The sequence below is a fragment of the Lysinibacillus mangiferihumi genome (assembly GCF_003049665.1).
GTDB lineage: Bacteria > Bacillota > Bacilli > Bacillales_A > Planococcaceae > Lysinibacillus > Lysinibacillus mangiferihumi.
Window position 1 is genome coordinate 74121 of record NZ_PYWM01000012.1, and the last position, 25736, is coordinate 99856.

Consider the following 25736-nt stretch of genomic DNA (forward strand, 5'->3'; position numbering starts at 1 on the left):
ATCAATAATGTAAAATTACCATAAAATCTGTTATGATGGGAAATAGATTGGGGGAATTAAAATGATGATGACCTCTGAATGGGCAATCATTTTGGATGAGGCCGATGCGCTTTGTGAAATGATTCTTTCCTCTGAACCTGCGCATACGCTAAAGCTCGCGTATAATGCTGTCTATAGTGATACGCAATTAGTCGAAGCTATTTATGCATTTGGTCGCATGAAGGAGCAATACGAAGATGTACAACGTTTCGGAAAATATCATCCGGATTATCATACAATTATGAAATCGATTCGTCAGCAAAAGCGAGCACTCGATTTAAATGAAAAGATTTCAGCATTAAAGTTAGCTGAAAATGATTTTCAAGATTTGCTTGATGAAATAAGCTTGCTTATTGGTAAAACCGTATCGGAAGCAGTGAAAGTACCAGTTAGCAATCCGTTCTTTGCATCGAATTCTTCATGTGGAAGCGGTTGTGGATCAGGTGGCTCATGCTCTTGTTCAGCATAATTCAAGCAGTGCGAATTAACATTGCTTCATGTCTAGACACAATTCCTCTCGAGGTGTTGTGTCTTTTTTTGTGAAAATTTATAAAAGAATCCTTCTTTTTAGGAGGGAGGAGCAAATCATCTTATGTGTATATGATATTAGTTGATTGGAGCGCATGGAACGTAAAGCAACGTGTTTTATTTCTATAAGTTCAAAAAGCACGTCAAAACGACATTGCGCTATTTTTTTTGCAAGAAAAATTATATAGTAAGTGTGTAAGTAAAGTTGGAAAAAGGGGTCAATGAAATGAAAATATATCGAATTGCTGTGATACCAGGAGATGGTATAGGGAAAGAAGTAGTGCCTGCCGCAATAGAAGTTTTAGATAAAATTACACAATTAGATGGAAGCTTTAAATTTGAATGGACAACATTTCCTTGGGGGTGTGACTATTACTTAGAGACAGGTAAAATGATGCCTGATAATGGTATTGAAATATTACGAGGCTATGACCAAATTTTTTTAGGTGCAGTGGGCATGCCTGATTTAGTACCAGATCATATATCTTTGTGGGGCTTGCTGATTAAAATTCGTCGTGAAATGAAGCAGTCCATTAATGTCCGTCCAGCAAAGCTTTTACAAGGCTTACCATCGCCGTTGCGTAATCCAAATAACTTTGACTTTGTTGTTGTCCGTGAAAACTCGGAAGGGGAATATTCTGAGAGTGGTGGTCGTATGCATAGTGGGCAGGATGAAATCGCCATTCAAAATGCAATTTTCACGCGAAAAGGAACGGAACGGGCTATGCGATATGCCTTTGAAATGGCTAAAACACGTCGCCAGCATGTAACGAGTGCGACAAAATCGAATGGATTAACATACAGCATGCCTTTTTGGGATGATGTTTTTGCGGAAGTTGCAAAAGATTATACAACGATAGGACATACGACTAATCATATTGATGCATTAGCTGCCTTTTTAGTCATGAAACCAGAAAACTTTGATGTCATCGTTGCTTCCAATTTATTTGGTGATATTTTAACAGATTTAGGTGGCGCTATTATGGGAAGTATTGGCATTGCCCCGGCGGCTAACTTAAATATTGAACGCGACTATCCTTCAATGTTTGAACCGGTTCATGGGTCTGCACCTGATATTGCTGGAAAAGGAATTGCCAACCCACTTGGTCAAATATGGACAGGTAAAATGATGCTTGATTTTTTAGGCTATCAAGAACTCGGCAGTAAGGTGCTAAATGCAATGGAAGCTACTTTAGCTCAAGGCATAAAAACGGGAGATTTAGGAGGAACGGCTACAATGAGAGAGGTAACTGATGCAATTTTAAATCAGTTATCATAAGCGCATTAAAAAAGAAAGGTAAGAGCATTCAATGAAATGGCTCTTACCTTTTTGTCTTTAGTCATGTTGTGGTAATAATTCAACTGCGATATCAGGGCGATCGGTAATAATACCTTTTGCGCCGTTATGGATTAATTTATTCATAGTCACTAAATCGTTAATTGTCCAATAATGAACTGGAATGTTTAAGTTGTTTAAAAACTGAATAAACTTTGGTGAATCGAGCGACACGACACCTGACTTTGGAGGAATTTGGAATACATCTACTTTTGGATGATATAAATGTCCGAATTGACTTGAGAATGAAGCGAATGCTTTACGAACATCTGACTCACCTGCGCCAAGTGCGACTTGATTTTGTGCATATAAATTAAAACGGTCAATCTGTTCACCATAAAAGCTTGTGACAACAACTCGATCCTCTACGCCTAATTCTTCTATTAATCGCCATAGTTTTGAAGGCATTAAACTACCTTCATACGTATCTGGTGCATCTTTAATATCAATATTGATTAACATATTTGGATAGCTTTCTAGCAGTTCACGTAGTGTAACAACGTCAACTTTTGTATCCCGATAAGGATATTCGCCTGCTAAATCCTCGAATTGATAACCATGATTTAATGCGTTTATTTCTTCTAATGTCATTTCTGATACTGCACCATAACCTTCAGTTGTACGGTCTACGGTAGCATCATGGAAGACGATAATTTCTTCGTCTTTTGTTAAGCGAATGTCTATTTCAAAGCCGTCTACACCTAGTTGTGCCGATTTTTCAAAAGCAAGCATTGTATGCTCGGGTTCTAAATGTGCTCCGCCGCGATGTGCCAAAATAATCGGGCGATCAAATTGTAATGCTTGTTTCCCTTCACGCTGTTGAGGTTTAGAAATAGCTTTACTACCTGCCCAAGCAGCTGCGCTGGCTGCTGCTATTGCAATAGCTATCTTCGTTTTCTTACCCATATTCGTCCTCCTTAACAATCAAATTAATATAAAAGGTGCTGGCGAATTCACTTGCAATGTTTTAGCTAAAGCACTTTTATCTAGCATGAGAGAATGTAAATCTGTCGATAAACGCGCTATGCTTTTCCATTATAACGGAAAAATGAGCGTTCTGTCAGCTAAACTCTGTTGCTATCATTTTCCGGTCTATGGTATGCTTTTATGTAAGAAATGAGGGAAAACTATATGAACGAACGACAAGGGCTAATCGTTTACGTCCATCAATTAAAACATGCGAAATCACTTCGAAAATATGGTCATGTTCATTACATTTCTCGTAAGCAAAAATATGTAGTACTGTATTGCGATCGAGAGGACATTGAAATGATGACAATAAAATTACAACGCCTTCCATTTGTGAAAGACGTTGTGGAATCTTATCGTCCCTTCGTTAAAACTGAGTTCGAAAATGCAAAGCCGGATAAAGCGAAGGAATATGACTATAAAACGGGCCTATAACATTAATTTAATGCTGGGATATAGTGATGTAGTCTCATTATTCCAATTAAGTATTGATAAAATAGTTTTGGCTCCGAAAATATAGATGAGTGCTTTATTTCTACAACAACCGCTTTTCGACCCAGTTGTTCAATACTTTCTTCGAACATGATTTGACGCTTTGAAGGCTTGTCCTCTTGAAATGGAATTCCTTCGCGACAAATATAAATCGGCATGAATTTACTTTCTCCGACTGGTTTTAAAGCAATAGCTAAAGAAGCAACCTTTTTATCTTCTTTTGTAGACGTTAGTATAAAGGCTTGGTGAAAGCGACCTTGATTTGTTTTAATAATTTCAAGTAGTTCATAAACATCGCCATAGCCTTCTCCTAATTCTATAAATTGTTGTGGCATATATATTGCACATCCTTTCCAATACACATAGTATCATGCTGCGGGAGGTCAAGCACATGAAATTTGCAATGAGTTTCTTTACAATTTTAGTATTAGTCGTTACAGGTGTGTTGTTTTTCCAATATCAGGCATATTCTTCTGATTTAGAATCAGGAAACGGTGGTCCATTCCACTATTCTCAAGAAATTGAGATTGTGTATCGTGAAAATAGTCTTGATATTCGTCATCATTTTAAAAATTTACCAAATCAAAAGGTGAAAATTAAATGGCCGGACGATGCAACAAACCCAACATGTTTTATCGAGAATGAAAATAGTTGTAAACGTTTATCAGAGGAAGCATCCTATTTTGCTAAAGGCGAAACAAAATCACAATCTGTTTCATACATAATCCCTATTGAGGGCGGACTGAAAGACAAAATGCTTCTTCAAAATGTATTTGCTACTTTAACGAATGGAGAAGTATCTTATTCTGTCATTCATATTTCAACAGATAGTAAAACTGTTGGTCAATGGATTACAGGTTTACCTTTAGTAGGTCAGCAACAATTATCACTTGTTAACTATACGATGTTTAGTGGAAACGGTGCAGTGAGTGATATTTACTGGCAGGCTGGTAATTTAAAGGCACAAGAACAGACACCTGTTTTAACAATTTATGCACAGCAGGCAATTTCAAACGATTTCTTAAAATCACTTGAAAATATCAAGTTTTTAAATGATGAGCATATAGCGATTATTCAAGAGAAAAATCCTGTTGCCCAACATGATGAACGTTTATTATTTTTACCGACGCTAACACCTCAAGCGGTGGAGCAGGAAGTGATTCTTTCGCAAATTCAATCGCAATATACATTTGAAAATTCACCGGCATGGTTGGCGGAAGTTGTGGCATCCTATTTAGTGAAGGATTCAATTGGCTCAGATAAGTCAAAGGCAATTGTGAAGACATTAAAAGAGTACATGACATCAGATCAACAGGTGGCATGGAAAGATGCGATGCACAATCTTGGACAAGAGCCGATATCGCCGGTTTCAATGGACAAGCTATTATCAACAGTATTGAATGCAAAAACTTCGTATTTCCAATTGAATGCAAGCCAAGAAAATGGTACGTATCCATTATTATTGGAAGATGAGCGTAGTATTTATGTAGATGGCACAATTAAAAAAGATGTTCATGTTATTTTATATGAGGGTCAAGTATTATACAGTGCTGATACATTGCTACCATACCTAGGTTATACAGCTAGTGAAGGGAAAAACGGCTATTATGTGAATAGTGATAATCGAACATTCCGTTTCCCAAAAGAATCTGGATTTTACGTGTTCAATCAACGTAGATATTCCACAATCTCTGATCCAATTATAAAAATTGTGGATCATTATTATGTAGAAGAAGCTTGGTTACAACGTCTATTTTTAGTAGAACTACAAAAAAGTGATGGTCGTATTCAAGTGTTAACACAAGAACAAGAATAATTTTTTGCAGCGGAGGATGTCTTTCGCTGCAAAAATGCTTTCTATATGTAGCAGAAAGTACGGTGAATTACATCTATGAGAGTAGTAGCAGGAGAACGCAAAGGAATGCCCCTAAAGGCTGTTGCGGGAAGTACAACAAGACCTACAACAGACAAGGTAAAAGAATCCATCTTTAATATAATCGGTCCCTTTTTTGATGGAGGAACAGCACTCGATTTATTTGCTGGAAGTGGCGGTTTAGGAATTGAATCGCTTAGTCGAGGTGTAGAACATGCTGTCTTCATTGAAAAAGACGCAAAAGCCTATCAGGTATTACAGGAAAATATCAAGAAGTGTCGATATGAAGATTGTTCAGAGCTGTTTCGCATTGATGCAAAGCGTGCTGTGAAAGCGCTGTTAAAGCGTGATATTACATTTAATCTTGTATTTTTAGATCCGCCTTACCATCATAAAGAATACTATGATTTAGTACAGGTGCTTGTCGAGCATGATAAAGTACAACGCAATGGTATTATTTTATGTGAACATGCAAAAGAGGTAGAATTGCCTTCTAGCTTTGGTGCTTTTCTATTACAAAGACAAGAAACATATGGCGGAACGATTATTTCGGTTTATCGTTGTGCTGGGGAAGAGGGAGAGTAAGTTGGAGAAAGTTGCTGTTGTTCCTGGAAGTTTTGATCCTGTTACATTTGGTCATTTAGATATTATCAAGCGTGCTGCAGATGTTTTTGATGTGGTTTATGTGGCAGTGTTAAACAATTCATCCAAGCATCCATTATTTTCTGTAGATGAACGGATGTCATTAATGGCGGAAGTTACAAAGGACTTGCCGAATGTCAGAATCGAGAGTTCTTCCGGTCTTCTGATTGACTATGCAAAAGAAAAGAATGCGAAAGCCATTGTTCGTGGATTACGAGCAGTTTCGGATTTTGAATACGAAATGCAAATTACTTCAATGAACCGTTTTCTAGATGAAACGATTGAAACATTTTTTATTATGACAAAAAATCAATATTCGTTCTTAAGCTCTAGCATTGTTAAAGAGGTAGCGAAATACGGAAGCGATGTCCGTGAATTGGTTCCAGCTTGTGTTGAACGAGCTTTAAAAGAAAAATATGGTTTTGCCAAATAATCTGTAGACTATAGACGGACTTGAAAAAATTCGAGTCCATTCTATAGTCTTTTTTATATACAACCATTTTACACGGCTTAAGCAATGAAAATTCAGAATTGTTTGGGTGACTGGCACTATAGTAAGAAAAAAGCAGCATAAATTGTGGGCACAATGATTATGCTAAGAAGGCGAAATTTGATGTAAGGTCTGACAGAAAGCTTGGCTGATTTTGCAATAACAAAAATTTGCAAATGAATACTTATGCTTTGCATCGTCAACATTATGACAACGAGTAATGATAAATACGGGAAATCAGAAAACTCAGTAACCGTCATTTTTAATCCGTTTGTTACTTCAAGAATCGCGGCGATAGCAAGCTCAACTGTTTGTGGAATAGCAGGTAACATTTTATCTAATCCTTGTTGTAATATGGTTTGAATGGTTGTGAAAAAAATGATGGTTGTGCCAACTAATAGAATGGTTGGTGCCGTTTCTTTTATGCTCTCTGAAAATGGGGCTGTATATAAGACGGTATTGTGTACAGAAATGGTAGGAGGGTCGGTTTTACGAAATAAAAAATAACCAACTACTAAGCAACAAATATTAAAACTATGTAGTAAACATAAAAACAGCCAACCAAACGTATTACTGTTTAATAAATCAAGGCTGACAAAACCTAGTACGAAAAGAGGGCTTGGGGCATGACAAACGGCAAGTAAAAAGTTCGCCTCTTTTAGGTGTAATTGTCCACTATTTTTTAAATATACAATTGTTGTGGCTCCTGTCGGGTATCCACCAAGTGCGCTAATAAGATAGGCTTGTACGTATAGAGAAATTCGTTTTGTTTTTGCACGCATAGGAGCGGTTAAACGAAGTAACCATTGCGTTAAAATAAGATAAGGCAATAAATAAGGGAATAACGCCTCCATAAAAAGATTTAATCCTAAATCGGTACCACTATGAGCAGTTTGTGGGAACAACAAGAGTAATAGGATAAGAAGTATGCAGAGCGCTATTTGAATTGTCGCAAACATGATATCATCTCGTTTCAACTTTTTGTCATTCACATAGGCAAATGCTAAAATCAATATATGTAAAAAAGGCAAAAACATGAACTAATAGTTTTGCGTGCGTCTTAGGAGGTGTCCATTCGATGAAGAAAAAAATTGGTCTTTATGCAGTGTTTTTAGTCGCGCTTTGTTTTTTTATGTTATACCGACTAGACGCGTATATTATGAAGCCTGGAAGTGCATACGATGTTAGTAAATTTGTCACTGTCGCCAATAATCATGCTGATGAGGCGGGTTCGATGAGTTTAATGACAGTTGCTATGCAACAAGCTACACCGTTTTCGTATCTCTGGGCGAAAACACAAAAATATGAAAAAATAATGGATATTAAACAAGTAAGAAATCCATTAGAGGATGACGAGGAATATAATGTTCGTCAACTGAAATTAATGTCAGATTCTCAATTCAATGCAAAATATGTAGCTTTTCAAAGAGCGGGCTTAGAGGCGAAAATACATTTCAATGGCGTATTTGTATTAAATGTTTTAGATGGTGGCGCTTCAGATGGATTATTAAAAGCTGGAGATGAAATAACGAAAGTGGATGGTACAGAAATTACGAATCAACAAATGCTTGTGGAGCTTTTGTCCAAAAAACAACTCGGGGATCAAGTGACGATTCAGTTTTTACGCGATAAAAAGGAACAACAAGAAACCATTGCATTGAAAGAAATTCCACAAGCAGAGGAAAAACGAGCTGGGTTAGGGATTACCTATGCGGAGAGTAAATCGATTGAAACTAATCCAAGTGTTACGATGAAAACCGAAGATATTGGCGGACCTTCAGCGGGGCTTATGTTTACACTAGAGATATTAAATCAATTAATCGATGAGGATTTAACAAAAGGCTATGCTGTTGCTGGAACTGGTGAAATGTTAATCGATGGTTCTGTTGGACGTATTGGTGGTATTGACTACAAAATTATTGCAGCAGATCGTGATGGTATGGAAATATTTTTTGCACCAGATGATGAAATTACACCTGAAATGAAAGCGAAATATCCTGAGTTAGAATCGAACTATGCGACGGCTGTCAAGACGGCTAAAGAAATTGGGACGAAAATGAAAATTGTCCCTGTGAAAACAGTCGATGATGCGATTGCCTATTTAAAACAGCTAGCACCAAAATAATGCGATATTTTAACTTGTCAAACTGAAAAAGTGTTAGATTGCTGACAATCAATCTAACACTTTTTACTTTAGCTGTCGTTGTGTCTTACATTATATGCTGTGCTCGCAGAAATCATTGTCTTAAGCTATCAGAAACTAGAGCGCGGATTTAAGGGCATTAGCATAATAATGAGATATACCCTTATTTTTAAATTAAAGTTATGCCCCCAGCCCCTTACAAGGATTTATAGCGTCCTCTCACACGGTAGTAGCCATCTATTTTATTAAGTTAGGTCGTGTCGTTAAAATCGAATCGGCGGCATTTGATAATCTTTTGGTAATGTAGCCTGCTGTGCGCCTAGTTCTATACTAGAACTATAAACTTCAGCAGCATGTATATCTACTGCAAGCATCGCATCATTCGTAGAGGCAACTCGGCTTATTAAAGGCAATGTGAAATCCTTTTTATGTACGCCTAAGTAAGCTTGCCCTTTTGTACTCATACCGAGTAAGCGAATTGTTGAAGGCGCTTGAAAGCTTTTTAGCTGCTCTTTTGTAAAACCGGTATAAATATGTGTTAGCATGCGTTGTAGACGTGTCCATGTATAGCGTTTAGATTTAATTTTCTCCATAAAACTACTAAAGGAGTTGCTTGTTTTAGCTGCTTTTAGTAGCGCATGTTCAATACCTTCTGTAACTTCTGCATAACGTGTTAACTCGCTTGCACTGTGTCTTATAAGGGTAAACTGTAGGAGCGGCCAAAAAGCCTCCCAACTAGCGAATTTCTTGTATTGTAAAATCCAATCTTGTAAATAATGAAAGGATGCATCTGGCAGTACTTCTTGAACGCTTTGTAAAGATCCTGTTGAAGCGAGCGCTTTGCGAATTCCGGTTGCACTTGCTATCGATGCCCCTTCCTGTAGTGCATCGTGATATCCTGCTGCTATACGAGGTATGGTTAAAGGCTTAATTTGGCTCCCTAGCATCATAGCTGCTTCAATATAATGGAATCCGAGTATGTTGTTCGGTTGTGCTAAATCAATGTATGTTGCAGGAAACTTTTGAGAAAGCTGTTCATAGGCGTAATGTAAGCTTTTAGGATAGCTAACACCTGTTTGCACACTTTCTTTAATAAGCGAGTCGTATTCAGTACGGTGTTGAGAAATTAACTGATAGGTGTTCAAAAAGGGCTGAATGGAACCATCTTCACTACCAAAGGCAAATGCATCACAGCGGATTGCCGACAATAATGAAATCGCCCCCTTTGCGAAATCAGTTGCAGGTGCGGTACTATAGACATACGGTAGCTCAATAACAATATCCACACCGCTAGCGAGTGCCATTTTTGTACGTGTCCATTTATCTACCATGGCAGGTTCACCGCGCTGCAAAAATGTCCCGCTCATCACAGCGATTGCTATATCCGCTTGCGCTACTTTTTTTGCCTGTTCCAAATGATAAGCATGTCCATTATGAAAAGGATTGTATTCAACAACAATGCCGACTGCTTTCACATGTAAAACCCCCTTTATTTCTATTTTTCGCTTCTTGATTTTGACCAGTCAAGATGCTACAAATAGTGTTACAGTGCATCTAGATGAAATTTTGCTTATAACTACTGATGATTCAATGCCCGGTTACGACAAGAGGCTAAATACAAATTAGATGTACTTAATTATAGGTGGGTTTTCGAGTGGTGACAAGAAATTATCTTGACATCTATTTTTACACATTATATAATCAACAGTGTTGTCTCGAGGTGATTAAACGAATGAAATGGTCAATTCATCAATTATCTAAATACCGTCAAGACGGAATGCCGATCGATACCTATGTCCAATTGGATGAGGTGATGGAGCGAAACCAGGATATTCGAGCAATTTCGCCCGTTCATGTAAAAGGGCTATGTACATTCGGTGCATCGCAAATGACTTGTCAGCTAACTGTGACAGCAACGTTAACACTACCTTGTGCTCGCACTTGGGAAGATGTTGAGTTTCCTATCGAAGTTGAGACAGTTGAAATATTCAGCTGGATTGACGAGGAAAAAAGAGAGGAAGATGACGGTGATATTCACTATCTTGATGGTGAAGTAATCGACATGAAGCCAGTTATTGAGGAGCTAGTGCTTCTTGAGGTACCATTGCAAGTATTCAAAGAGAATACCGAAGGACAAGTGCAAGGTGGTAAAAATTGGTCTTACGCAACAGATGAAGACGTGGCGCTTCACAAAAAAACTGACGAACCAAAAGTGGATCCAAGACTAGCTGCTTTAGCTAAGTATTTTGATCAAACAGACGAATAGACGATCTGTAAGGAGGTGCCATCAATGGCTGTACCATTTAGAAGAACTTCTAAAACTGCAAAAAGAAAGCGTCGTACGCATTTCAAACTATCTGTACCTGGTATGGTAGCTTGCCCAAACTGTGGTGAAGCAAAATTATCACACCGTGTTTGCAAAGCTTGCGGACAATACAAAGGTAAAGAAGTAGTAAGCAAATAATACAGTGTTTGCTCACTTAAAAGGCTAGTAAAGAGACCATGGCTCTTTACTAGCCTTTTTGTTTGCTTGAAATAACAGAATTTTTCATAAATATTTTAAATTTATATAGTGCTATAACAATAGTGTGATACAATTTATTTAGCTTGCTTCAGTGAGGTTTCAAACTACTGCTGAATAAGTGCTAAGGTTTTAGCGGATGTTGTGCATTTTCGGAGGGGGCTTTTCAAGTAGACTCCGATTAAGCCGACGCATAATTGATGGGGACAAAGGGGGAACTATAGTGGCTTATAGTATTGATAATCAAGATGGGATTATGACTTTTACCATAAACCGTGAAGAAAAGCGAAACGCTGTGAACAATGAGGTAATGGATGGTCTTCGACAAGTAATTACATATATACAAAATCATGACGATGTGCGTTTTTTAGTCGTGACAGGAGCAGGGGAAAAATCTTTTTGTTCAGGAGGGGATTTATCGGAGTTTCATGCTCTTGAAACAGAAGATGAAGCCTTTGGGATGTTAAGTAAGATGGGGGAAATTTTATATGATCTTGCTACATTACCAGTACCGACGATAGCGCTGATTAATGGGACTGCTGTAGGCGGTGGGTGTGAGATTGCCACTGCTTGTGATTTTCGTTTAGTGGCTAGTCATGCTAAATGTGGCTTTATTCAAGGGACATTAGCAATTACAAGTGGATGGGGTGGCGGAACCTACTTATTTGAACGAGGTTTACGCCATGACCGCGCAATGAAGATGCTAGTGGATGCAAAGCCATATCCAGCTGACTTACTATATGAGATTGGTTGGGCAATGCGTGTATTTGAAGGATCGAAGGAACTTGCTTTGAATGAGTTTATTGAACATATGCGCAAAATACATCCTGCTGTGCACAAAGCTTATAAGGAAATTGAACTTCGTAAATGGCGGGAGCGTAATATGTATGAGCGCGTTATGGAGGAAGTTCGCACATGTGCGAAATTATGGGAAAGTCAAGCGCATCACGAGGCAGTTAATAATTTTCTAACAAAAAAGAACAGTAAGTAGTGTATAGTGGCAGTGATTAGCTCGAAACATAATCACTGTCTTTTTTCGTCCTGTGATTCTATTTTGCCTGGTAACGCATATAGTAGTAAAAAATGTGAGGGTGATAGATTATGGAACTGAAAAAAAGAAAAGATCAATGGACAAAGGAAGACGATGAAAGATTAGCAGAAATTGTCTTGCATAATGTGCAAAACGGTAAAACGCAGTTAGAGGCATTTGAAATGGCTGCTAATGAGCTTGGACGTACGAAACAAGCATGTGGTTTTCGTTGGAATAAAACATTGCGTGGGCAATATAGTCAATCGCTTTTAGCTGTTCGCAATCAACCTCAACAATCTATGCGAAGCCATTTGAAATTAGCGTTAACGAGTTTTGATGAATTAACTGAAGCCTATCAAAATCTTGAAATTAAACATCGTGAATTACAAAATGAACATGAAAAGCTAGTGAAATGGTTACAGCAAGGTTATTCGTTAATGAAAGATTAACATTTTGAAGGAAAAATGCCCATGAGTAGAGATTGTGTTCATTTTCAGATTAGGGTAAGTGCTTATAAAGAAATTAAGGTGTAAACGCTAATGTTGACTAAATGTTTACCTTCATTGTATGAAAATACCCATTATTGTATCGTAATTGCCAACCAATCTTGTATAATAGAAACACCTGCAAAGGAGGTGTCTCAGAGTTATTTCTGAGGCACCTCCTTCTATAGCGTAAGGCAAAGTAGTGATTGTGTTATGATAGGACAGGCATAGTAAATGTTGGAAAAGTGTTTATTAGCTTGGTCAATTTAGGCTGTTTAAAAGTTTGTTTTTACTGTTAGATAGCTTCTTTTCATTAAGTGGAGGTGACGAACATTGTGAATGTAGTTGTTATTGGAGCTGGTGCAGTAGGCCAGCTAATGGCTAGTTTCCTTGCTGAGGCTCATATGCACGTAACGTTAGTGGTGAGAAGACAGGAACAAGCAGATGAACTTCAATTAAAGCGCTTAACGAGGGTTCATCTAGATGGTACGCAGACAGTGCATCAAATTGCTTCTACAGTAGAGTTGAAGACGGTATCGAAACCAGATTTGATTATAATAGCAGTTAAATATCGGCAACTACAAAATATTTATAAACAATTAGTAGATGTTCCAAAGGAAGTGCCATTGTTATTTGTGCAAAATGGTTTAGCGCATTTTGATGAAGCTTTAAGTCTACCGCAGCAAACGATAGCCTTTTGCTCGGTTTCTTTTGGTGCCCAAATAATTAATTTAACCACAGTCCAACATAGAGGGATGGGTCTATGTAAAATAGGGGTAGCGCGTGGGAACGATGGAATATTTCATCAGTTGCTAAAGATACAAAATCCTTTATGCCCAATAGAAATGGTTGAAAATGCCGAACAAATGCTTTTTGAAAAAGCTGTATTGAACTGTCTTATCAATCCATTAACGGCTATATTGCAAATAAAGAACGGTGAATTATTAACAAATAAGCATGCGTTCTTTTTAATGCATACCATATATCAAGAGTTAACAGAGGCCTTTGTAGACGTTCAACAAACGATTCCATTTTCAGCAGTAATAACTTTGTGTGAAAAAACAGGGGAGAATACATCCTCGATGCTAGCTGATCGCATGCAGGGGAGAAAAAGCGAAGTGGATACGATTGTAGGGGCAGTTTTACAAAAAGCCTCAGCAAACGGTTATCCTTTACCTACTTTGCGAATTTTATATCACCAAGTTCTAGCGATGGAAGAGAGCGGTGAGCAATATTGAAAGATATTTTACATATAGTCATAAGTGTTATTATTTTTTGTCCAGTTCTGTTATTTGTAATTGTCTATGCTGTTAGTCGAAAGGTTAATATTAGAGGCACGCATGCATTTGGTGCAGCATCAGATGTCACGACGTTTTGTCTGTTTTTTTCCGTGCCATTGGCAATTGGTGCGTTGTGGAAAGTGAATGTGGGGGCTCTTTTAGTCATGCTAGCAATTGTGCTAGCGATGGTTTTTACATATGTTGATTGGCGTACTAAAAAGGAAATTGAAGTGAGGCCGCTATTGCGAAAAATTTGGCGTTTTTTATTTTTAGTACTTAGTACAGCGTATCTTCTAATTTGTCTAGTCGGTATGATTCAATCTGTTGTAGGATATTTACAATCTGTATAAGCATTTTCTTTTCATGTTGAAGACAGAAGGGGTAAAATAATAGCATTAAAAAATGTTTACAAGGAATACGATGATTTAGTGAGTAGAGGAGTTTGTGTTAAATGAAACTGGAGTCAATCCAAGTACCCGTAAAAAATCGTGTGCTAGCAGATTATTGGTCGCCAAATACTGCCATTCATGAGTTTTTTGAATATGAATACAATGATAAGTCGTTTGCAATGCGAGCGGAATATTTAGAACAGCGAGCAGGTGATCAAAAAGAGTTAACAGCAATAATTCGTCAGTTTATGGAGCCACTTGGCTTATCAGATAAAACGAATGAGCATTTGCAACAACTAGAGCAAGGAGCTGTTGCGGTTGTCGGTGGGCAACAAGCGGGTGTACTAACTGGCCCTCTTTACTCGGTTCATAAAGCAATTTCGGTCATAACATTAGCAAAAGAGCAAAGTGAAAAGCTTCAACGAGCAGTTGTACCGATTTTTTGGATTGCTGGGGAAGATCATGACTTAGAGGAAATTAACCATACATTTACAATGCGCGATACGGATATAAAAAAACGTGCGTATGGTGAACGTTCAAGAAGAAAAACAATGGCTTCGACAACAAACTTAAACAAAGAAGCGATGACCCAATTAATTAATACGATCATCAAGGACTTTGGTGAAACAGCGCACACTGAAAGATTGTTCAATCAACTTTTGGATGCGTTGAACGAAAGTGAAACATTTACTGATTTCTTTGCACAACTAATGAATACGCTGTTCAAAGACGAAGGTCTTCTAATGATTGATGCAGCTAATGTGAAATTCCGTCAATATGAACGTAACCATTTTGTTCAGCTTATTCAGCATAGTAAAGAAATTGCAAGACTAGTAACAGAAAAAGAAGCTGCGTTGGACAGAGCGGGTTATGGTAAGCCGATATTAGCAACTGAAGATGCAGCTAATTTGTTCTATGTTAAAGATGGAGAGCGCTTTTTATTAGAAAGACGACAACATCAATTTGTTAATTTAGCAGCAAATATTAAACTTTCGCATGAAGAGCTTTTAACGATTGCACAGCAACATCCTGAGAATTTGAGTAATAATGTTGTTACACGTCCGTTAATGCAGGAAATGACGATACCAGTATTAGCATTTGTTGGTGGACCTGGTGAGCTTGCTTACTGGGCGACGTTAAAGGATGCATTTGCTGTATTAGGTTTACAAATGCCAATTTTTGCGCCACGTCTCAATATTACGATTATTACGCGCCATGTAGATCAACTATTACGGGAATATCATTTAACGGTTGAAGATATATGGAATGGTAGAGCGCTCGCTTTAAAGGAGCAATTTATTGCTGAAGTGCAAGATGATGAAGCGAAGCGTCAAATTTTAGACATGCAACAACTGCTTTTAGAAAAATACGCTACACTTGAGCGCTATTTTGCAGAACAACAAATGTCATTAAATAAAATACTTGAAAAAAACAAAGAAAATCATGTTAGACAGTTTGAGTATTTACAGCAAAAGGTAGAACAAACGGTGCTAAGTAAGCATGAGACTACTATTCGAAAATTTATGACACTTCAAAATGAGCTGTATCCAAATGATGGGTTCCAAGAGCGTTCTTATAATCCATATCAATATATAAATGAGTTTGGACCTACGTTAGTGGAAGAAATGCTGAAAAAAACATATCGTATTGGAAATCACCACTATTTCCTTTATTTATAATCTTGTGAGCATAAGTCTTTAGAATCATTAAAAGCTAGGGTTTGAACGTAAATTTGAAAAAAACTGTCGGTTTTGCAGGAAAAAAAAGAGCTATTCTACTAAGAGTAGTTCTTTTTTTATGCCCTTTAGCACAAAACGAACACTTGTCTAAAGGTCTAAACACACATATAAGATGAAATTGTCAAGTTTTTTTTAAAAAAAGTGGAGGAAAGTGGGGCGATGTGGTACATTATTTAATAAAGTGGGGTGACTAGCATGTTCATGGGAGAATATCAACACTCTGTTGACGCGAAAGGACGATTAATCGTGCCCGCAAAATTTCGTGAAGCCTTAGGTGAAACCTTTGTTGTGACACGCGGACTTGATAATTGTTTGTTTGGCTATCCTATGGATGAATGGCGAAAACTCGAAGAAAAATTAAAAGGTTTACCGATGACAAAGAAAGATACTCGTGCTTTTGCCAGGTTCTTCTTTTCAGGTGCGACGGAAGTAGAAATAGACAAGCAAGGTCGTATTAATATTCCTTCAACACTTATGCAACATGCTCATTTAATAAAAGAATGTGTTGTGCTAGGTGTCTCGAATCGAATTGAAATATGGGCAAAAGATGCTTGGGAAACTTATTTTGCGGAGTCTGAACAATCTTTTAATGAAATTGCAGAAAATATGATTGGCTTTGATTTTTAATTTTTGTATTAGACGTGAAAACGTCAACTGAAAAGGTTAAGGCCTGAGGGGAGCGATTGGTATGTTCGATCATACAACCGTGCTATTAAAAGAAACTGTTGATGGGTTGAACATCGATCCTGATGGTGTATATGTGGACTGTACGCTTGGTGGAGCAGGACACAGTGAATATTTAGTACAACAATTATCTGATAAAGGTCGTCTCATTTGTTTTGACCAAGATACGACGGCTATTGAAAATGCGAAAATTCGATTAGCTCCTTATTTAGAGCGTGTTACATTTGTTCATTCGAATTTCCGCTATTTAAAAGAAGAGCTACTAGCACTTGGTATTCAAGAAGTAGATGGCATTTTATATGATTTAGGCGTTTCTTCTCCGCAATTAGATACGCCAGAGCGTGGTTTTAGCTATCATCATGATGCACCACTCGATATGCGCATGGATCAGACGGCAGCGCTTACAGCATATCATGTCGTGAATGACTGGGCATACGAAGATTTAGTTCGTATTTTCTTCCGTTATGGGGAAGAAAAATTTTCGAAGCAAGTTGCTCGTAAAATTGAAGAGGCTCGTAAAACGGCTCCAATTGAAACAACAGGACAGCTTGTAGAACTTATTAAAGAGGGTATACCAGCAGCGGCTCGCCGTAAAGGTGGACATCCTGCGAAGCGCATATTTCAAGCAATTCGAATTGCTGTGAATGACGAGCTAGGCGCGGCGGAGGATTCGTTAGTCGATGCGATTGATATGATTAATGTAGGTGGCCGTATTAGTGTTATTACATTCCATTCATTGGAAGACCGCCTATGCAAGACTATTTTTAAAGAAGCGTCATCTTTACCGGAATTACCACCAAATTTACCTGTAATTCCTGATGACATGAAGCCAACTTTAAAGCTTATATCTAGAAAGCCGATTCTACCTTCTGAGGAAGAATTAGCAGTTAACAATCGAGCTCGTTCAGCGAAGCTTAGAGTGGTGGAGAAAATTAACGACAAAGGGCGTGAGTAAATGGCAGCAGTACGTGTAAGGCAGCACCAACAGCAACATGTGCAACAACCGATAACACCACCTAGTCCACAACCCACTATCATACGTCGTAAAAAAACGAACCAGAAGTTTGAAAAAATGATGCTACTTGCTTTAGTTAGTATCATAGTTGTATTGTCAGTGTTAGTTTTGAATAATCAAGCAGCGATTCAAACGACAAGCATGGACATTCAAAAAATCGAAGCAGAAGCAGATGAGATTGCAAAACAGAATGTTGACTTAACAGTTCGTGTAAGTGAACTTTCTACATACGAAAATATATGGAAAAAAGCAAAAGAACTCGGTTTAACTCAAAATGAGAAAAATGTAAAGGTAGTGCCGGGAGAATGAAAAAAAAGAGATTTCGATTCCAATGGGGAGCCTTTCTATTACTAGTTTTTTATGGAGGGCTCTTTTTTCTATTATTCACGCGAATGATTACATTGCAGGCGACAGGTGAAGCAGAAGGACAAGCGCTCGCTGCAAAAGCAGCGGCTAAATATAACAAAGAAAGTGCAATCACAGCAAACCGAGGCAAAATTTTTGATAGAAATGGACAAGTTATAGCTGAAGATACGCTTAGTTATCGACTAATTGCCGTAGTTAGTGATAAGGCTACTACAGATGAAAAGAGACCCCGTCATGTTGTAGACCCTGAAAAAACGGCAGAAATCTTAAGTGAATATATCAAAATGGATAAAGAGGATATTTATAAAAGGCTAACGAAGCTCCGCAGTGATGGAACTTTGCCATATCAGGTGGAGTTTGGCGTGGCAGGTAGAGGCATTAACCATGAAGTCATGAGCAAAATTAAAGAAGAAAAATTACCTGGGATTTTGTTTGTTAGCGATTTAAAACGCTATTATCCGAATGGTGTTTTTGCTTCACATTTAATTGGTTTTGCTCTGAAAGAGGACAATAAGGACGGCACCGTAACGACGAAAGGGAAAATGGGGTTAGAACTTACCTATGACAAGGAGTTAACGGGTGTTAATGGCAAAGTAAAATATCAAACTGATGCCTTTAGTTACTTATTACCAAACAGTGAAAAAATGGTGACACCTGCAAAAGATGGCGATAATATCTTTTTAACAATTGATAAAACGATTCAAAGTTTCGTAGAGGATGCGATGACGCAAGTTGAGAAAGAATATAATCCCGAGTCAATGATTGTCGTTGTAGCTGAACCGAAAACAGGGAAAATATTAGCGATGTCACAGCGTCCAACTTTTAATCCAGATACACGTGAAAGTGCGAATATGAAATGGCTCAATGCTGTGATTGAAGAAACCATTGAACCAGGTTCGACGATGAAGACATTCACGCTTGCTTCTGCCATCGATACTGGTAAATGGGTGCCATACGATAAATTTAGGTCTGGGCAATATACAGTGCATGATCGTACAATTCGAGATCATAACCAAGTAGGTTGGGGCAGAATTACGTATCTAGAAGGTTTCCAACGTTCATCTAATACAGCAATGGCCCATTTATTAAAAAGTATTGGTGATGATGTATTTGTTGATTATTTAGGTAAATTCGGTTTTGGTAAGAAAACAGGCATTGATTTACCGAATGAAGCAACGGGTACGATTTTATCGAAGTATCCAATTCAACGCGTGACAACGACGTATGGGCAAGGTTCAACCGTGACACCGATACAGCTAATCCAAGCGATGACAGCGATTGCGAATGACGGTAAGATGATGCAGCCGTACGTTATCGATAAGATTGTAGATTCCTCAACTGGTGAAATTATCCAACAACATGAGCCGGAAGAAAAAGGCCAACCGGTGTCAGCAGATACAGCAAAACAAGTACGTGAAATTCTTGCTTCGACATTAACATCAGAGTTTGGGACAGCGAAGGACTTTATCCTCGATGAATACCAAGTAGCTGGTAAAACGGGTACAGCCCAGATTCCAAAGGCAAACGGTACCTATTCATGGGGAGCCAATCAGTTCTTGTATTCATTCCTAGGAATGGCGCCATACGATGATCCACAACTCATTATGTATGTGTCGGTGGAAAAGCCAAAGCTTAAAGGTGAGTTAGGTTCTGTACCAGTTTCCAAAATCTTTAAGCCAGTTATGCAAAATAGTTTAAAACATTTAAATATCAGCCCTGCTGATGTTCAGCATGTAAATCATACAGCTATACAAGATTATACTGGTCAGCATGCGGAAGCTATTCAAGTTGAACTAGAAAATGATGGATTAAATCCAGTAATTGTTGGAGCTGGAGGAGAAATTTTAGAACAATATCCGAAAGGTGGACAAAAACTTGTCAAAGGTAGTTTTGTCTTTTTGAAAACAGCAGGGGATATTGCATTGCCAAACTTTACAAACTGGTCATTACGTAATCTATTAGTTTTCAAATCCATGTCAGGTCTAGAAATTGAAGTTGTTGGAGAGGGCTTTGCAGTCAGTCAAAGTGTATCTGCAGGTACCGTGATTTCAGATAGTGCGCCAATTGTAGTGAAGTTGAAAACACCTGCTGAAAGCTTTGTACAAGATGTTGAAGCGCCGTCTGAAGGAGAAATTGAACAGGTAGATGATGAATAGCCATTGAATAGAAGTCCACTTTATTTCATACGTTGTAAAAAACAAGGTGTGATGTCGAATGAAGTGGATTTCTATCCATTCCAAAAAACGTTTACGTATTTTATATGTTTTGTTTTTGTGTGTAGCTGTAGCGATAGTTATTCGGTTATTTGTGTTACAAGTATTTGACCAAAAAGAATTGACACAGAAAGCAGAAGAAAACTGGGATCGTGAAATTCCATTTGCCAATGAGCGAGGACATATTACGGACAGGGATGGTAATAGTATTGTGACTAATAAGCTGGCGCCTACCTTATATTTTATGCCTTCGCAAAGTAAAGATATTGCAGGAGCAGCCGCAAAAATAGCACAAGTACTCGAAGTAGACCAACAAAAACTGTTGGAAAAAATGCAGGAAAAGGCGTACTTAGTAAAGCTAGCACCTGAAGGGAAAAATATTTCTTACGAGAAAGCGGTTCAACTACAAGGCATGCAAATTGAGGGATTATATAGCGGTGTGGATTACTCAAGGGATTATCCTTATGGCACGCTTCTATCGCGGTTTTTAGGTTTTACAGGATATGATGCGCAAGGGCTAGCAGGTATAGAATATGAATATGACAAACTATTGCGAGCAAATTCTTCAGCTATACGACTTTTTACAGATGCCAAAGGTAATAACTTACCCAATGTTGCAAGTGCATGGAAAGCAGGAGAAGATGGGGCAACAATCGAGCTAACGATTGATGTCGATGTACAGCAGGTCGTTGAACGTGAATTATCACAGGCAATGGAACGTTATGAAGCAGATCAGGCAATGGCGGTAGCAATGAATCCTAATACAGGTGAAATACTAGCTTTAGCCTCCTATCCAACTTTTCATCCGGCTGAATATCAACAGGTCGAGCCTGCTATCTATAATCGGAATTTGCCAGTATGGATGACCTATGAGCCAGGTTCTACATTCAAAATTATTACGCTTAGCGCTGCTTTAGAAGAGAACTTGGTGGACTTGGAAAAGGATACTTTTTACGATCAAGGCTTTACAATGGTTGCCGGTGCTAGATTGCGCTGTTGGAAGCGTGAAGGTCATGGACATGAAACGTTTTTAGAAGTTGTACAAAATTCTTGTAACCCTGGTTTTATCGAATTAGGTCAACGTTTGGGCAGTGAAAGATTATTACAGTATATTAAAGACTTTGGTTTTGGAGAAAAAACAGGCTCCAATATTGCTGGTGAAGCTTCAGGGATACTATTTTCGAAAGAGGCATTTGGCCCTGTAGAACAAGCGACCACTTCATTCGGTCAAGGGGTAGCCGTAACACCAATCCAGCAGGTGCAAGCAGTAGCTGCTGCAGTCAATGGGGGCAAGCTGTATACGCCGTATGTTGTAAAGAAAATATTTAATCCAGATACGGGTGAAACGATTAACGAAACAAAACCAGTTATTAAAAGGCAAGTAATTCGTGAAGAAACGTCTGCAAAAGTACGTGAAGCATTAGAGTCGGTAGTAGCGAAGGGGTCAGGTCGACAAGCGTATCGAGATGGTCTACGTATTGGGGGTAAAACAGGTACAGCACAAAAAGTTGAAAATGGCCGGTATAAAGATGGCGAGTATATCGTATCTTTTATAGGCTTTGCACCAGCCGATAATCCACAAATTGTCGTATATGTAGCGGTGGATAATCCGAAGAAAACAACGCAATTTGGTGGCGTGGTAGCGGCTCCGATTGTTGGTCAAATTATTGAAGATGTAGCACCTTTTATTGGCATTGAAAAATCAAAGGAACAGCTTGAAAAGGATTATCGTTGGGGTGACCCACTTACTGTGAAAGTACCTAGTTTTATTGGTCAAACGAAGGATGACATTGCCAAGCAACATTATCCATTCCGTATTGAATGGCATGGAGAAGGAGCTAAAATTGGTAGTCAATTACCTGAAGTGGATAGTGTTATCAAACAAGACGGCACCATTCATTTATATTTAGTGAACTAATGTAACTTTACCTTTAAAAAAAGGGAAAGAACCACTATTATTATGAAGGGTAGTAATAATTATATGAGAGTTTGTGCTTTTTTCGTGAAGAAGAAAGTGAAACAAGATTTAAAGGAGATTTTTCAATGAAACTCGCAACAACGCTTACCATTTTAGCTATTGCTTTTATAGTAACAGTTATCTTGGCACCAATTAGTATTCCACTTCTTCGTCGATTGAAGTTTGGGCAAAGTATTCGTGAAGAAGGACCAAAATCACACATGAAAAAAGCAGGCACACCAACAATGGGGGGCATTATCTTTTTAATCGCCATCATTCTTACAACAGTTGGCATTGGCAGCTTTTTAGATTTATTCACCTCACAAACTGTGGTCCTTTTACTTGTGCTCGTAGGCTTTGGCTTGATTGGCTTTTTAGATGACGGCTTGAAGGTTATCTTTAAACGCAATCTTGGGTTGACATCTATTCAAAAGTTAATAGGGCAAATTGTCATTGCAATACTTGCATACTTCTTATTACACGCAAGTTCTTTTGATACCACATTAGCTATTCCTTTTACAGACTGGACAATTGATCTTGGTATTTTTTATGTAGCGTTTTTAATTTTCTGGTTAGTTGGTTTCTCTAATGCTGTTAACCTAACAGATGGTCTAGACGGGCTAGTGGCAGGTACAGCTTCTATTGCTTTTGCGGCATTCGGTGTAATTGCGCTATTCCAAGATCAAGCTGATATCGCTTTATTTACATTTGCGGTAACGGGTGCTTTGTTAGGGTTTTTACTATTCAATGCAAACCCTGCAAAGGTATTTATGGGAGATACCGGTTCACTTGCACTCGGTGGTGCATTAGCGATGGTATCTGTCTTAGTTAAAGAAGAGTTTTTACTTGTATTAGTTGGATTAGTGTTTGTTATTGAAACACTATCTGTAATTTTGCAGGTGGGTAGCTTTAAAATTCGCAAAAAACGTATTTTTAAAATGAGCCCTATCCACCATCATTTTGAATTATCAGGTTGGTCAGAATGGAAAGTTGTACTTGTCTTTTGGTCAACTGCTTTAGCAGTAGCATTGATTGCAGTCTTATCGGAGGCGTTCTAATGAGAGAGTATACAGATTTACAACATAAAAAAGTCCTTGTTTTAGGCCTAGCTAAAAGTGGTGTTGCAGCAGCGGAGATTTTACATGAGCTTGGCGCCTTTGTGACAGTCAATGATTCTAAGCCGTTTGATGAAAGCCCTGATGCACAAGGTCTATTGCAAAAAGGCATTACCGTTATTTGTGGTCGTCATCCCGAGGATTTACTTGATGAAGGCTTTGAAATAGTCGTTAAAAATCCAGGTATCCCGTATAGCAATAACATCGTAGCAGATGCGATAAAACGTGAAATTCCTGTATGGACAGAAATAGAGCTTGCTTATTTAATTAGTGATGCACCATTTGTTGGTATTACTGGTTCTAATGGTAAAACGACAACGACGACATTAATATTCGAAATGCTGGAAAATGGTGCGAAGAAGCCATTAATCGCAGGTAATATTGGCACCGTAGCTTGTGGTGTAGCAAAAGAAGCACAAGAAGATAATGTCATTGTGACAGAGCTTTCATCATTCCAACTGATGGGTACTAAAACATTTAAACCAAAAATTTCTATATTAACAAATCTTTATGATGCACACCTTGATTATCACGGTACGTTTGATAACTATGCTGAAGCAAAATTTGGCGTAACACGCAATCAAGATGAAACAGATTATTTCATTTTCAATGCGGATCAGCCGATTGTTGTGGGCTATGCTGCAAAATCCAATGCACAGAAAGTGCCGTTTTCTTCGAAAGGACGTACCGAGCAAGGGATTAGTGCCGATGATACAACAATCTATTGGCAAGGTGAACCGTTTATGGACAGAGCGAGTATTGCATTGCCAGGTAAACATAATTTAGAAAATATTTTAGCGGCAGTAGCAGCATGTATATTGATCGGCTGCGAAAAAGCTAAAATGGAAGAGGTTTTAGCTAAATTTGGAGGTGTCCGTCACCGTACCCAATTTGTCCGTGAGTGGAATGGTCGGAAAATTTATAATGATTCTAAAGCAACTAATTGCCTAGCAACGAAAAGTGCGCTAGATGCATTCCAAGCACCCGTTATTTTGCTAGCGGGTGGTTTAGACCGTGGACATTCTTTTGAAGAGTTACGACCTTGCATGGGGCATGTCAAAGGTGTAGTAGCGTTCGGTGAAACGGGCTTACGCTTTGTAGAATTTGCTAAGTCTTGTGGTGTTTCACAAACGGTCATTGCTCAAAATGTAGAGGATGCAGTTCATTATGCCGCACCAATGTCTGCAGAAGGAGATGTTATTTTATTATCACCTGCCTGTGCAAGTTGGGATCAATATGACAGCTTTGAAATCCGTGGGGATGTTTTTATTGATGCTGTAATGAAGCTGTAACGAGCCTGTAACTATTTTAGAATATACTTGACGTGGAAGGATGGCATTACTGAGAGGGAAAGAAAGCTATTTATTGCTCGTCACAACTTTGATGCTATCAGTAATCGGCATTATTTTCGTCTATTCTGCAGGTACCTATTGGAGTGCCGTTCATTATAGTGGAAAAATGCCGTTTTATATGAAACAAAGTTTGTATTTTGGGGTAGGCATTGTCGTGTTTTTCATCACGATTCGATTAGAAATCTTGAAAGAGCAATCCTTTTGGAAGATGGCTTATCTATTTTCGTTGGTTTTACTTGTCCTTGTTCTTATACCAGGGATTGGTCTTGAGCGAAATGGTTCACAAAGTTGGATTGGTGTTGGACCATTAACCATACAACCTGCTGAACTAACGAAAATTACCGTTCTTGTTTACATGAGTCATATATTGGCGCAACATAAAACCGGAACACCAGTAGTAAATTGGCGTCATGCCGTAATAGTAATAATACCGGTTGCACTGATTATGCTTCAGCCCGATTTTGGCTCTGTTTTTATACTCGTTGTCTCTGTTTTTTTACTGTTATTTGTGGCAGGTTATCCGTTAAAACTTTATGCAATGATTATGGTAGCGGGAATTGCTGGATTAGTAGGATTGATTGCAACAGCACCGTATCGACTTAAACGAATTGAAGCGTTTCTTGATCCATGGGCCGACCCTTTAGTCAGTGGATTCCAAGCTGTACAATCGTTAATGGCAATTGGTCCAGCAGGGATTTTTGGACATGGCTTTGGCCAAAGTAGACAAAAGTTCTTGTATTTACCTGAACCACAAAATGATTTTATTTATGCGATTATTTTAGAAGAAATCGGTTTAGTAGGTGGACTTGTTATTTTAGCGCTGTTTGTGTTGACAATATACGCTGGTTATAAATTTGCAGTACAGGCTAAATCAAGAACATCCTATTACGCCATTATTGGACTTGTGACAATGTTAACGGTGCAGGCATTTTTAAATATTGCAGTAGTTATCGGTTTGGTTCCTGTAACCGGTGTCACATTACCTTTTATTAGCTATGGTGGAACATCTTTAGTAACAATGTGGTTAATAATAGGTATTATTTATCAATTAGCGAAATAAATATAAAGGAGGAGTACT

The 25736-nt window shown here is 38.3% G+C and carries 26 protein-coding genes; 22 read left to right on the forward strand and 4 right to left on the reverse strand.

Annotation, left to right across the window (positions count from 1 at the left end):
• Positions 1 to 61 precede the first annotated feature (61 nt).
• The gene (locus C9J37_RS12910; protein ID WP_107895666.1) at positions 62 to 508 is read left to right on the forward strand and encodes a YlbF/YmcA family competence regulator; all 447 of its coding nucleotides are present in this window, start codon (positions 62 to 64) and stop codon (positions 506 to 508) included.
• 285 nt (positions 509 to 793) lie between these two features.
• Entirely contained in the window at positions 794 to 1846 is a 1053-nt protein-coding gene (locus C9J37_RS12915; protein WP_107895667.1) for a tartrate dehydrogenase, read from the forward strand.
• Positions 1847 to 1903: 57 nt separating this feature from the next.
• Here C9J37_RS12915 and C9J37_RS12920 read toward each other — a convergent pair whose 3' ends face one another.
• Positions 1904 to 2809 carry a glycerophosphodiester phosphodiesterase family protein gene (locus C9J37_RS12920; RefSeq protein WP_107895668.1) on the reverse strand — a complete coding sequence of 302 codons (906 nt, stop codon included), beginning with the start codon at positions 2807 to 2809 and terminating at the stop codon, positions 1904 to 1906.
• 225 nt (positions 2810 to 3034) lie between these two features.
• On the opposite strand from C9J37_RS12920, the gene C9J37_RS12925 reads away from it, so the two are divergent.
• Entirely contained in the window at positions 3035 to 3307 is a 273-nt protein-coding gene (locus C9J37_RS12925; protein ID WP_024362162.1) for a YlbG family protein, read from the forward strand.
• Positions 3308 to 3309: 2 nt separating this feature from the next.
• Here C9J37_RS12925 and C9J37_RS12930 read toward each other — a convergent pair whose 3' ends face one another.
• Positions 3310 to 3699, reverse strand: coding sequence for a DUF7147 family protein (locus C9J37_RS12930; RefSeq protein WP_024362161.1), 390 nt, complete (start codon positions 3697 to 3699; stop codon positions 3310 to 3312).
• Positions 3700 to 3755: 56 nt separating this feature from the next.
• Here C9J37_RS12930 and C9J37_RS12935 point away from each other — a divergent pair, with 56 nt between their 5' ends.
• The 3 genes from C9J37_RS12935 to coaD all read left to right on the forward strand — a co-directional run bounded on the left by C9J37_RS12935 (position 3756) and on the right by coaD (position 6312).
• Positions 3756 to 5180 (forward strand): RNA polymerase II, encoded by a 1425-nt coding sequence (locus C9J37_RS12935; RefSeq protein WP_107895669.1) that lies wholly within the window; start codon positions 3756 to 3758, stop codon positions 5178 to 5180.
• A 75-nt stretch (positions 5181 to 5255) separates the two neighbouring features.
• Positions 5256 to 5822 carry a 16S rRNA (guanine(966)-N(2))-methyltransferase RsmD gene (gene rsmD, locus C9J37_RS12940; protein ID WP_103977329.1) on the forward strand — a complete coding sequence of 189 codons (567 nt, stop codon included), beginning with the start codon at positions 5256 to 5258 and terminating at the stop codon, positions 5820 to 5822.
• Positions 5770 to 6312 carry a pantetheine-phosphate adenylyltransferase gene (coaD, locus tag C9J37_RS12945; RefSeq protein ID WP_069510287.1) on the forward strand — a complete coding sequence of 181 codons (543 nt, stop codon included), beginning with the start codon at positions 5770 to 5772 and terminating at the stop codon, positions 6310 to 6312. Before rsmD ends, coaD begins: the two co-directional genes overlap by 53 nt.
• 116 nt (positions 6313 to 6428) lie before the next feature.
• Here coaD and C9J37_RS12950 read toward each other — a convergent pair whose 3' ends face one another.
• A complete protein-coding gene (locus C9J37_RS12950; RefSeq protein WP_227665412.1) occupies positions 6429 to 7328 on the reverse strand; it encodes a hypothetical protein in 900 nt (299 codons plus the stop codon).
• Positions 7329 to 7447: 119 nt separating this feature from the next.
• Here C9J37_RS12950 and C9J37_RS12955 point away from each other — a divergent pair, with 119 nt between their 5' ends.
• Complete coding sequence (locus C9J37_RS12955) at positions 7448 to 8494, forward strand: SepM family pheromone-processing serine protease (protein WP_107895670.1); 1047 nt, start codon at positions 7448 to 7450, stop codon at positions 8492 to 8494.
• A 281-nt stretch (positions 8495 to 8775) separates the two neighbouring features.
• Here the strand turns inward: C9J37_RS12955 and C9J37_RS12960 are convergent, their stop codons facing one another.
• The gene (locus C9J37_RS12960) at positions 8776 to 9987 is read right to left on the reverse strand and encodes a nucleotidyltransferase (protein WP_107895671.1); all 1212 of its coding nucleotides are present in this window, start codon (positions 9985 to 9987) and stop codon (positions 8776 to 8778) included.
• Between the two features lie 257 nt (positions 9988 to 10244).
• On the opposite strand from C9J37_RS12960, the gene C9J37_RS12965 reads away from it, so the two are divergent.
• The 15 genes from C9J37_RS12965 (at position 10245) to ftsW (ending at position 25718) form a co-directional block, all read left to right on the forward strand.
• Positions 10245 to 10778: a YceD family protein gene (locus C9J37_RS12965; protein WP_107895672.1), complete on the forward strand. Its 534-nt coding sequence runs from the start codon at positions 10245 to 10247 to the stop codon at positions 10776 to 10778.
• 24 nt (positions 10779 to 10802) lie between these two features.
• Positions 10803 to 10976 carry a 50S ribosomal protein L32 gene (rpmF, locus tag C9J37_RS12970; RefSeq protein WP_010858320.1) on the forward strand — a complete coding sequence of 58 codons (174 nt, stop codon included), beginning with the start codon at positions 10803 to 10805 and terminating at the stop codon, positions 10974 to 10976.
• A gap of 280 nt (positions 10977 to 11256) precedes the next feature.
• Complete coding sequence (locus C9J37_RS12975) at positions 11257 to 12024, forward strand: enoyl-CoA hydratase/isomerase family protein (protein ID WP_107895673.1); 768 nt, start codon at positions 11257 to 11259, stop codon at positions 12022 to 12024.
• Between the two features lie 110 nt (positions 12025 to 12134).
• The gene (locus C9J37_RS12980; protein ID WP_024362152.1) at positions 12135 to 12512 is read left to right on the forward strand and encodes a transcriptional regulator; all 378 of its coding nucleotides are present in this window, start codon (positions 12135 to 12137) and stop codon (positions 12510 to 12512) included.
• Positions 12513 to 12883: 371 nt separating this feature from the next.
• Positions 12884 to 13786 carry a ketopantoate reductase family protein gene (locus C9J37_RS12985; protein WP_107895674.1) on the forward strand — a complete coding sequence of 301 codons (903 nt, stop codon included), beginning with the start codon at positions 12884 to 12886 and terminating at the stop codon, positions 13784 to 13786.
• A complete protein-coding gene (locus C9J37_RS12990; RefSeq protein WP_107895675.1) occupies positions 13783 to 14178 on the forward strand; it encodes a DUF3397 domain-containing protein in 396 nt (131 codons plus the stop codon). The genes C9J37_RS12985 and C9J37_RS12990 overlap by 4 nt, the downstream gene beginning before the upstream one ends.
• A gap of 101 nt (positions 14179 to 14279) precedes the next feature.
• Positions 14280 to 15896 carry a bacillithiol biosynthesis cysteine-adding enzyme BshC gene (gene bshC / locus C9J37_RS12995; RefSeq protein WP_107895676.1) on the forward strand — a complete coding sequence of 539 codons (1617 nt, stop codon included), beginning with the start codon at positions 14280 to 14282 and terminating at the stop codon, positions 15894 to 15896.
• A gap of 255 nt (positions 15897 to 16151) precedes the next feature.
• Complete coding sequence (mraZ, locus tag C9J37_RS13000) at positions 16152 to 16583, forward strand: division/cell wall cluster transcriptional repressor MraZ (protein WP_024362148.1); 432 nt, start codon at positions 16152 to 16154, stop codon at positions 16581 to 16583.
• A gap of 61 nt (positions 16584 to 16644) precedes the next feature.
• A complete protein-coding gene (gene rsmH / locus C9J37_RS13005) occupies positions 16645 to 17595 on the forward strand; it encodes a 16S rRNA (cytosine(1402)-N(4))-methyltransferase RsmH (RefSeq protein WP_103977325.1) in 951 nt (316 codons plus the stop codon).
• Positions 17596 to 17964 (forward strand): cell division protein FtsL, encoded by a 369-nt coding sequence (gene ftsL / locus C9J37_RS13010; RefSeq protein ID WP_069510267.1) that lies wholly within the window; start codon positions 17596 to 17598, stop codon positions 17962 to 17964.
• A complete protein-coding gene (locus tag C9J37_RS13015; protein ID WP_107895677.1) occupies positions 17961 to 20177 on the forward strand; it encodes a penicillin-binding protein in 2217 nt (738 codons plus the stop codon). The genes ftsL and C9J37_RS13015 overlap by 4 nt, the downstream gene beginning before the upstream one ends.
• A gap of 58 nt (positions 20178 to 20235) precedes the next feature.
• Entirely contained in the window at positions 20236 to 22152 is a 1917-nt protein-coding gene (locus C9J37_RS13020; protein ID WP_107895678.1) for a stage V sporulation protein D, read from the forward strand.
• 125 nt (positions 22153 to 22277) lie between these two features.
• Positions 22278 to 23249 (forward strand): phospho-N-acetylmuramoyl-pentapeptide-transferase, encoded by a 972-nt coding sequence (gene mraY / locus C9J37_RS13025; protein WP_024362143.1) that lies wholly within the window; start codon positions 22278 to 22280, stop codon positions 23247 to 23249.
• Positions 23249 to 24598: a UDP-N-acetylmuramoyl-L-alanine--D-glutamate ligase gene (murD, locus tag C9J37_RS13030; protein WP_107895679.1), complete on the forward strand. Its 1350-nt coding sequence runs from the start codon at positions 23249 to 23251 to the stop codon at positions 24596 to 24598. Before mraY ends, murD begins: the two co-directional genes overlap by 1 nt.
• Positions 24599 to 24638: 40 nt before the next feature.
• Positions 24639 to 25718, forward strand: a complete 1080-nt coding sequence (ftsW, locus tag C9J37_RS13035; protein WP_107895680.1) for a putative lipid II flippase FtsW — start codon at positions 24639 to 24641, stop codon at positions 25716 to 25718.
• The last annotated feature ends 18 nt before the right edge of the window (positions 25719 to 25736 follow it).

Excerpts from the sequence above, each read along its gene's own strand:
- C9J37_RS13015 (WP_107895677.1), top strand. The coding sequence starts at position 17,961 with ATGAAAAAAAAGAGATTTCGATTCCAATGGGGAGCCTTTCTATTACTA.
- C9J37_RS12955 (WP_107895670.1), top strand. The coding sequence starts at position 7,448 with ATGAAGAAAAAAATTGGTCTTTATGCAGTGTTTTTAGTCGCGCTTTGT.
- bshC (WP_107895676.1), top strand. The coding sequence starts at position 14,280 with ATGAAACTGGAGTCAATCCAAGTACCCGTAAAAAATCGTGTGCTAGCA.
- C9J37_RS12910 (WP_107895666.1), top strand. The coding sequence starts at position 62 with ATGATGATGACCTCTGAATGGGCAATCATTTTGGATGAGGCCGATGCG.
- C9J37_RS13020 (WP_107895678.1), top strand. The coding sequence starts at position 20,236 with ATGAAGTGGATTTCTATCCATTCCAAAAAACGTTTACGTATTTTATAT.
- rpmF (WP_010858320.1), top strand. The coding sequence starts at position 10,803 with ATGGCTGTACCATTTAGAAGAACTTCTAAAACTGCAAAAAGAAAGCGT.
- mraZ (WP_024362148.1), top strand. The coding sequence starts at position 16,152 with ATGTTCATGGGAGAATATCAACACTCTGTTGACGCGAAAGGACGATTA.
- C9J37_RS12915 (WP_107895667.1), top strand. The coding sequence starts at position 794 with ATGAAAATATATCGAATTGCTGTGATACCAGGAGATGGTATAGGGAAA.
- rsmH (WP_103977325.1), top strand. The coding sequence starts at position 16,645 with ATGTTCGATCATACAACCGTGCTATTAAAAGAAACTGTTGATGGGTTG.
- rsmD (WP_103977329.1), top strand. The coding sequence starts at position 5,256 with ATGAGAGTAGTAGCAGGAGAACGCAAAGGAATGCCCCTAAAGGCTGTT.
- coaD (WP_069510287.1), top strand. The coding sequence starts at position 5,770 with ATGGCGGAACGATTATTTCGGTTTATCGTTGTGCTGGGGAAGAGGGAG.
- C9J37_RS12920 (WP_107895668.1), bottom strand. The coding sequence starts at position 2,809 with ATGGGTAAGAAAACGAAGATAGCTATTGCAATAGCAGCAGCCAGCGCA.
- C9J37_RS12925 (WP_024362162.1), top strand. The coding sequence starts at position 3,035 with ATGAACGAACGACAAGGGCTAATCGTTTACGTCCATCAATTAAAACAT.
- C9J37_RS12980 (WP_024362152.1), top strand. The coding sequence starts at position 12,135 with ATGGAACTGAAAAAAAGAAAAGATCAATGGACAAAGGAAGACGATGAA.
- ftsL (WP_069510267.1), top strand. The coding sequence starts at position 17,596 with ATGGCAGCAGTACGTGTAAGGCAGCACCAACAGCAACATGTGCAACAA.
- C9J37_RS12950 (WP_227665412.1), bottom strand. The coding sequence starts at position 7,328 with ATGTTTGCGACAATTCAAATAGCGCTCTGCATACTTCTTATCCTATTA.
- C9J37_RS12935 (WP_107895669.1), top strand. The coding sequence starts at position 3,756 with ATGAAATTTGCAATGAGTTTCTTTACAATTTTAGTATTAGTCGTTACA.
- ftsW (WP_107895680.1), top strand. The coding sequence starts at position 24,639 with ATGGCATTACTGAGAGGGAAAGAAAGCTATTTATTGCTCGTCACAACT.
- C9J37_RS12965 (WP_107895672.1), top strand. The coding sequence starts at position 10,245 with ATGAAATGGTCAATTCATCAATTATCTAAATACCGTCAAGACGGAATG.
- mraY (WP_024362143.1), top strand. The coding sequence starts at position 22,278 with ATGAAACTCGCAACAACGCTTACCATTTTAGCTATTGCTTTTATAGTA.
- murD (WP_107895679.1), top strand. The coding sequence starts at position 23,249 with ATGAGAGAGTATACAGATTTACAACATAAAAAAGTCCTTGTTTTAGGC.
- C9J37_RS12930 (WP_024362161.1), bottom strand. The coding sequence starts at position 3,699 with ATGCCACAACAATTTATAGAATTAGGAGAAGGCTATGGCGATGTTTAT.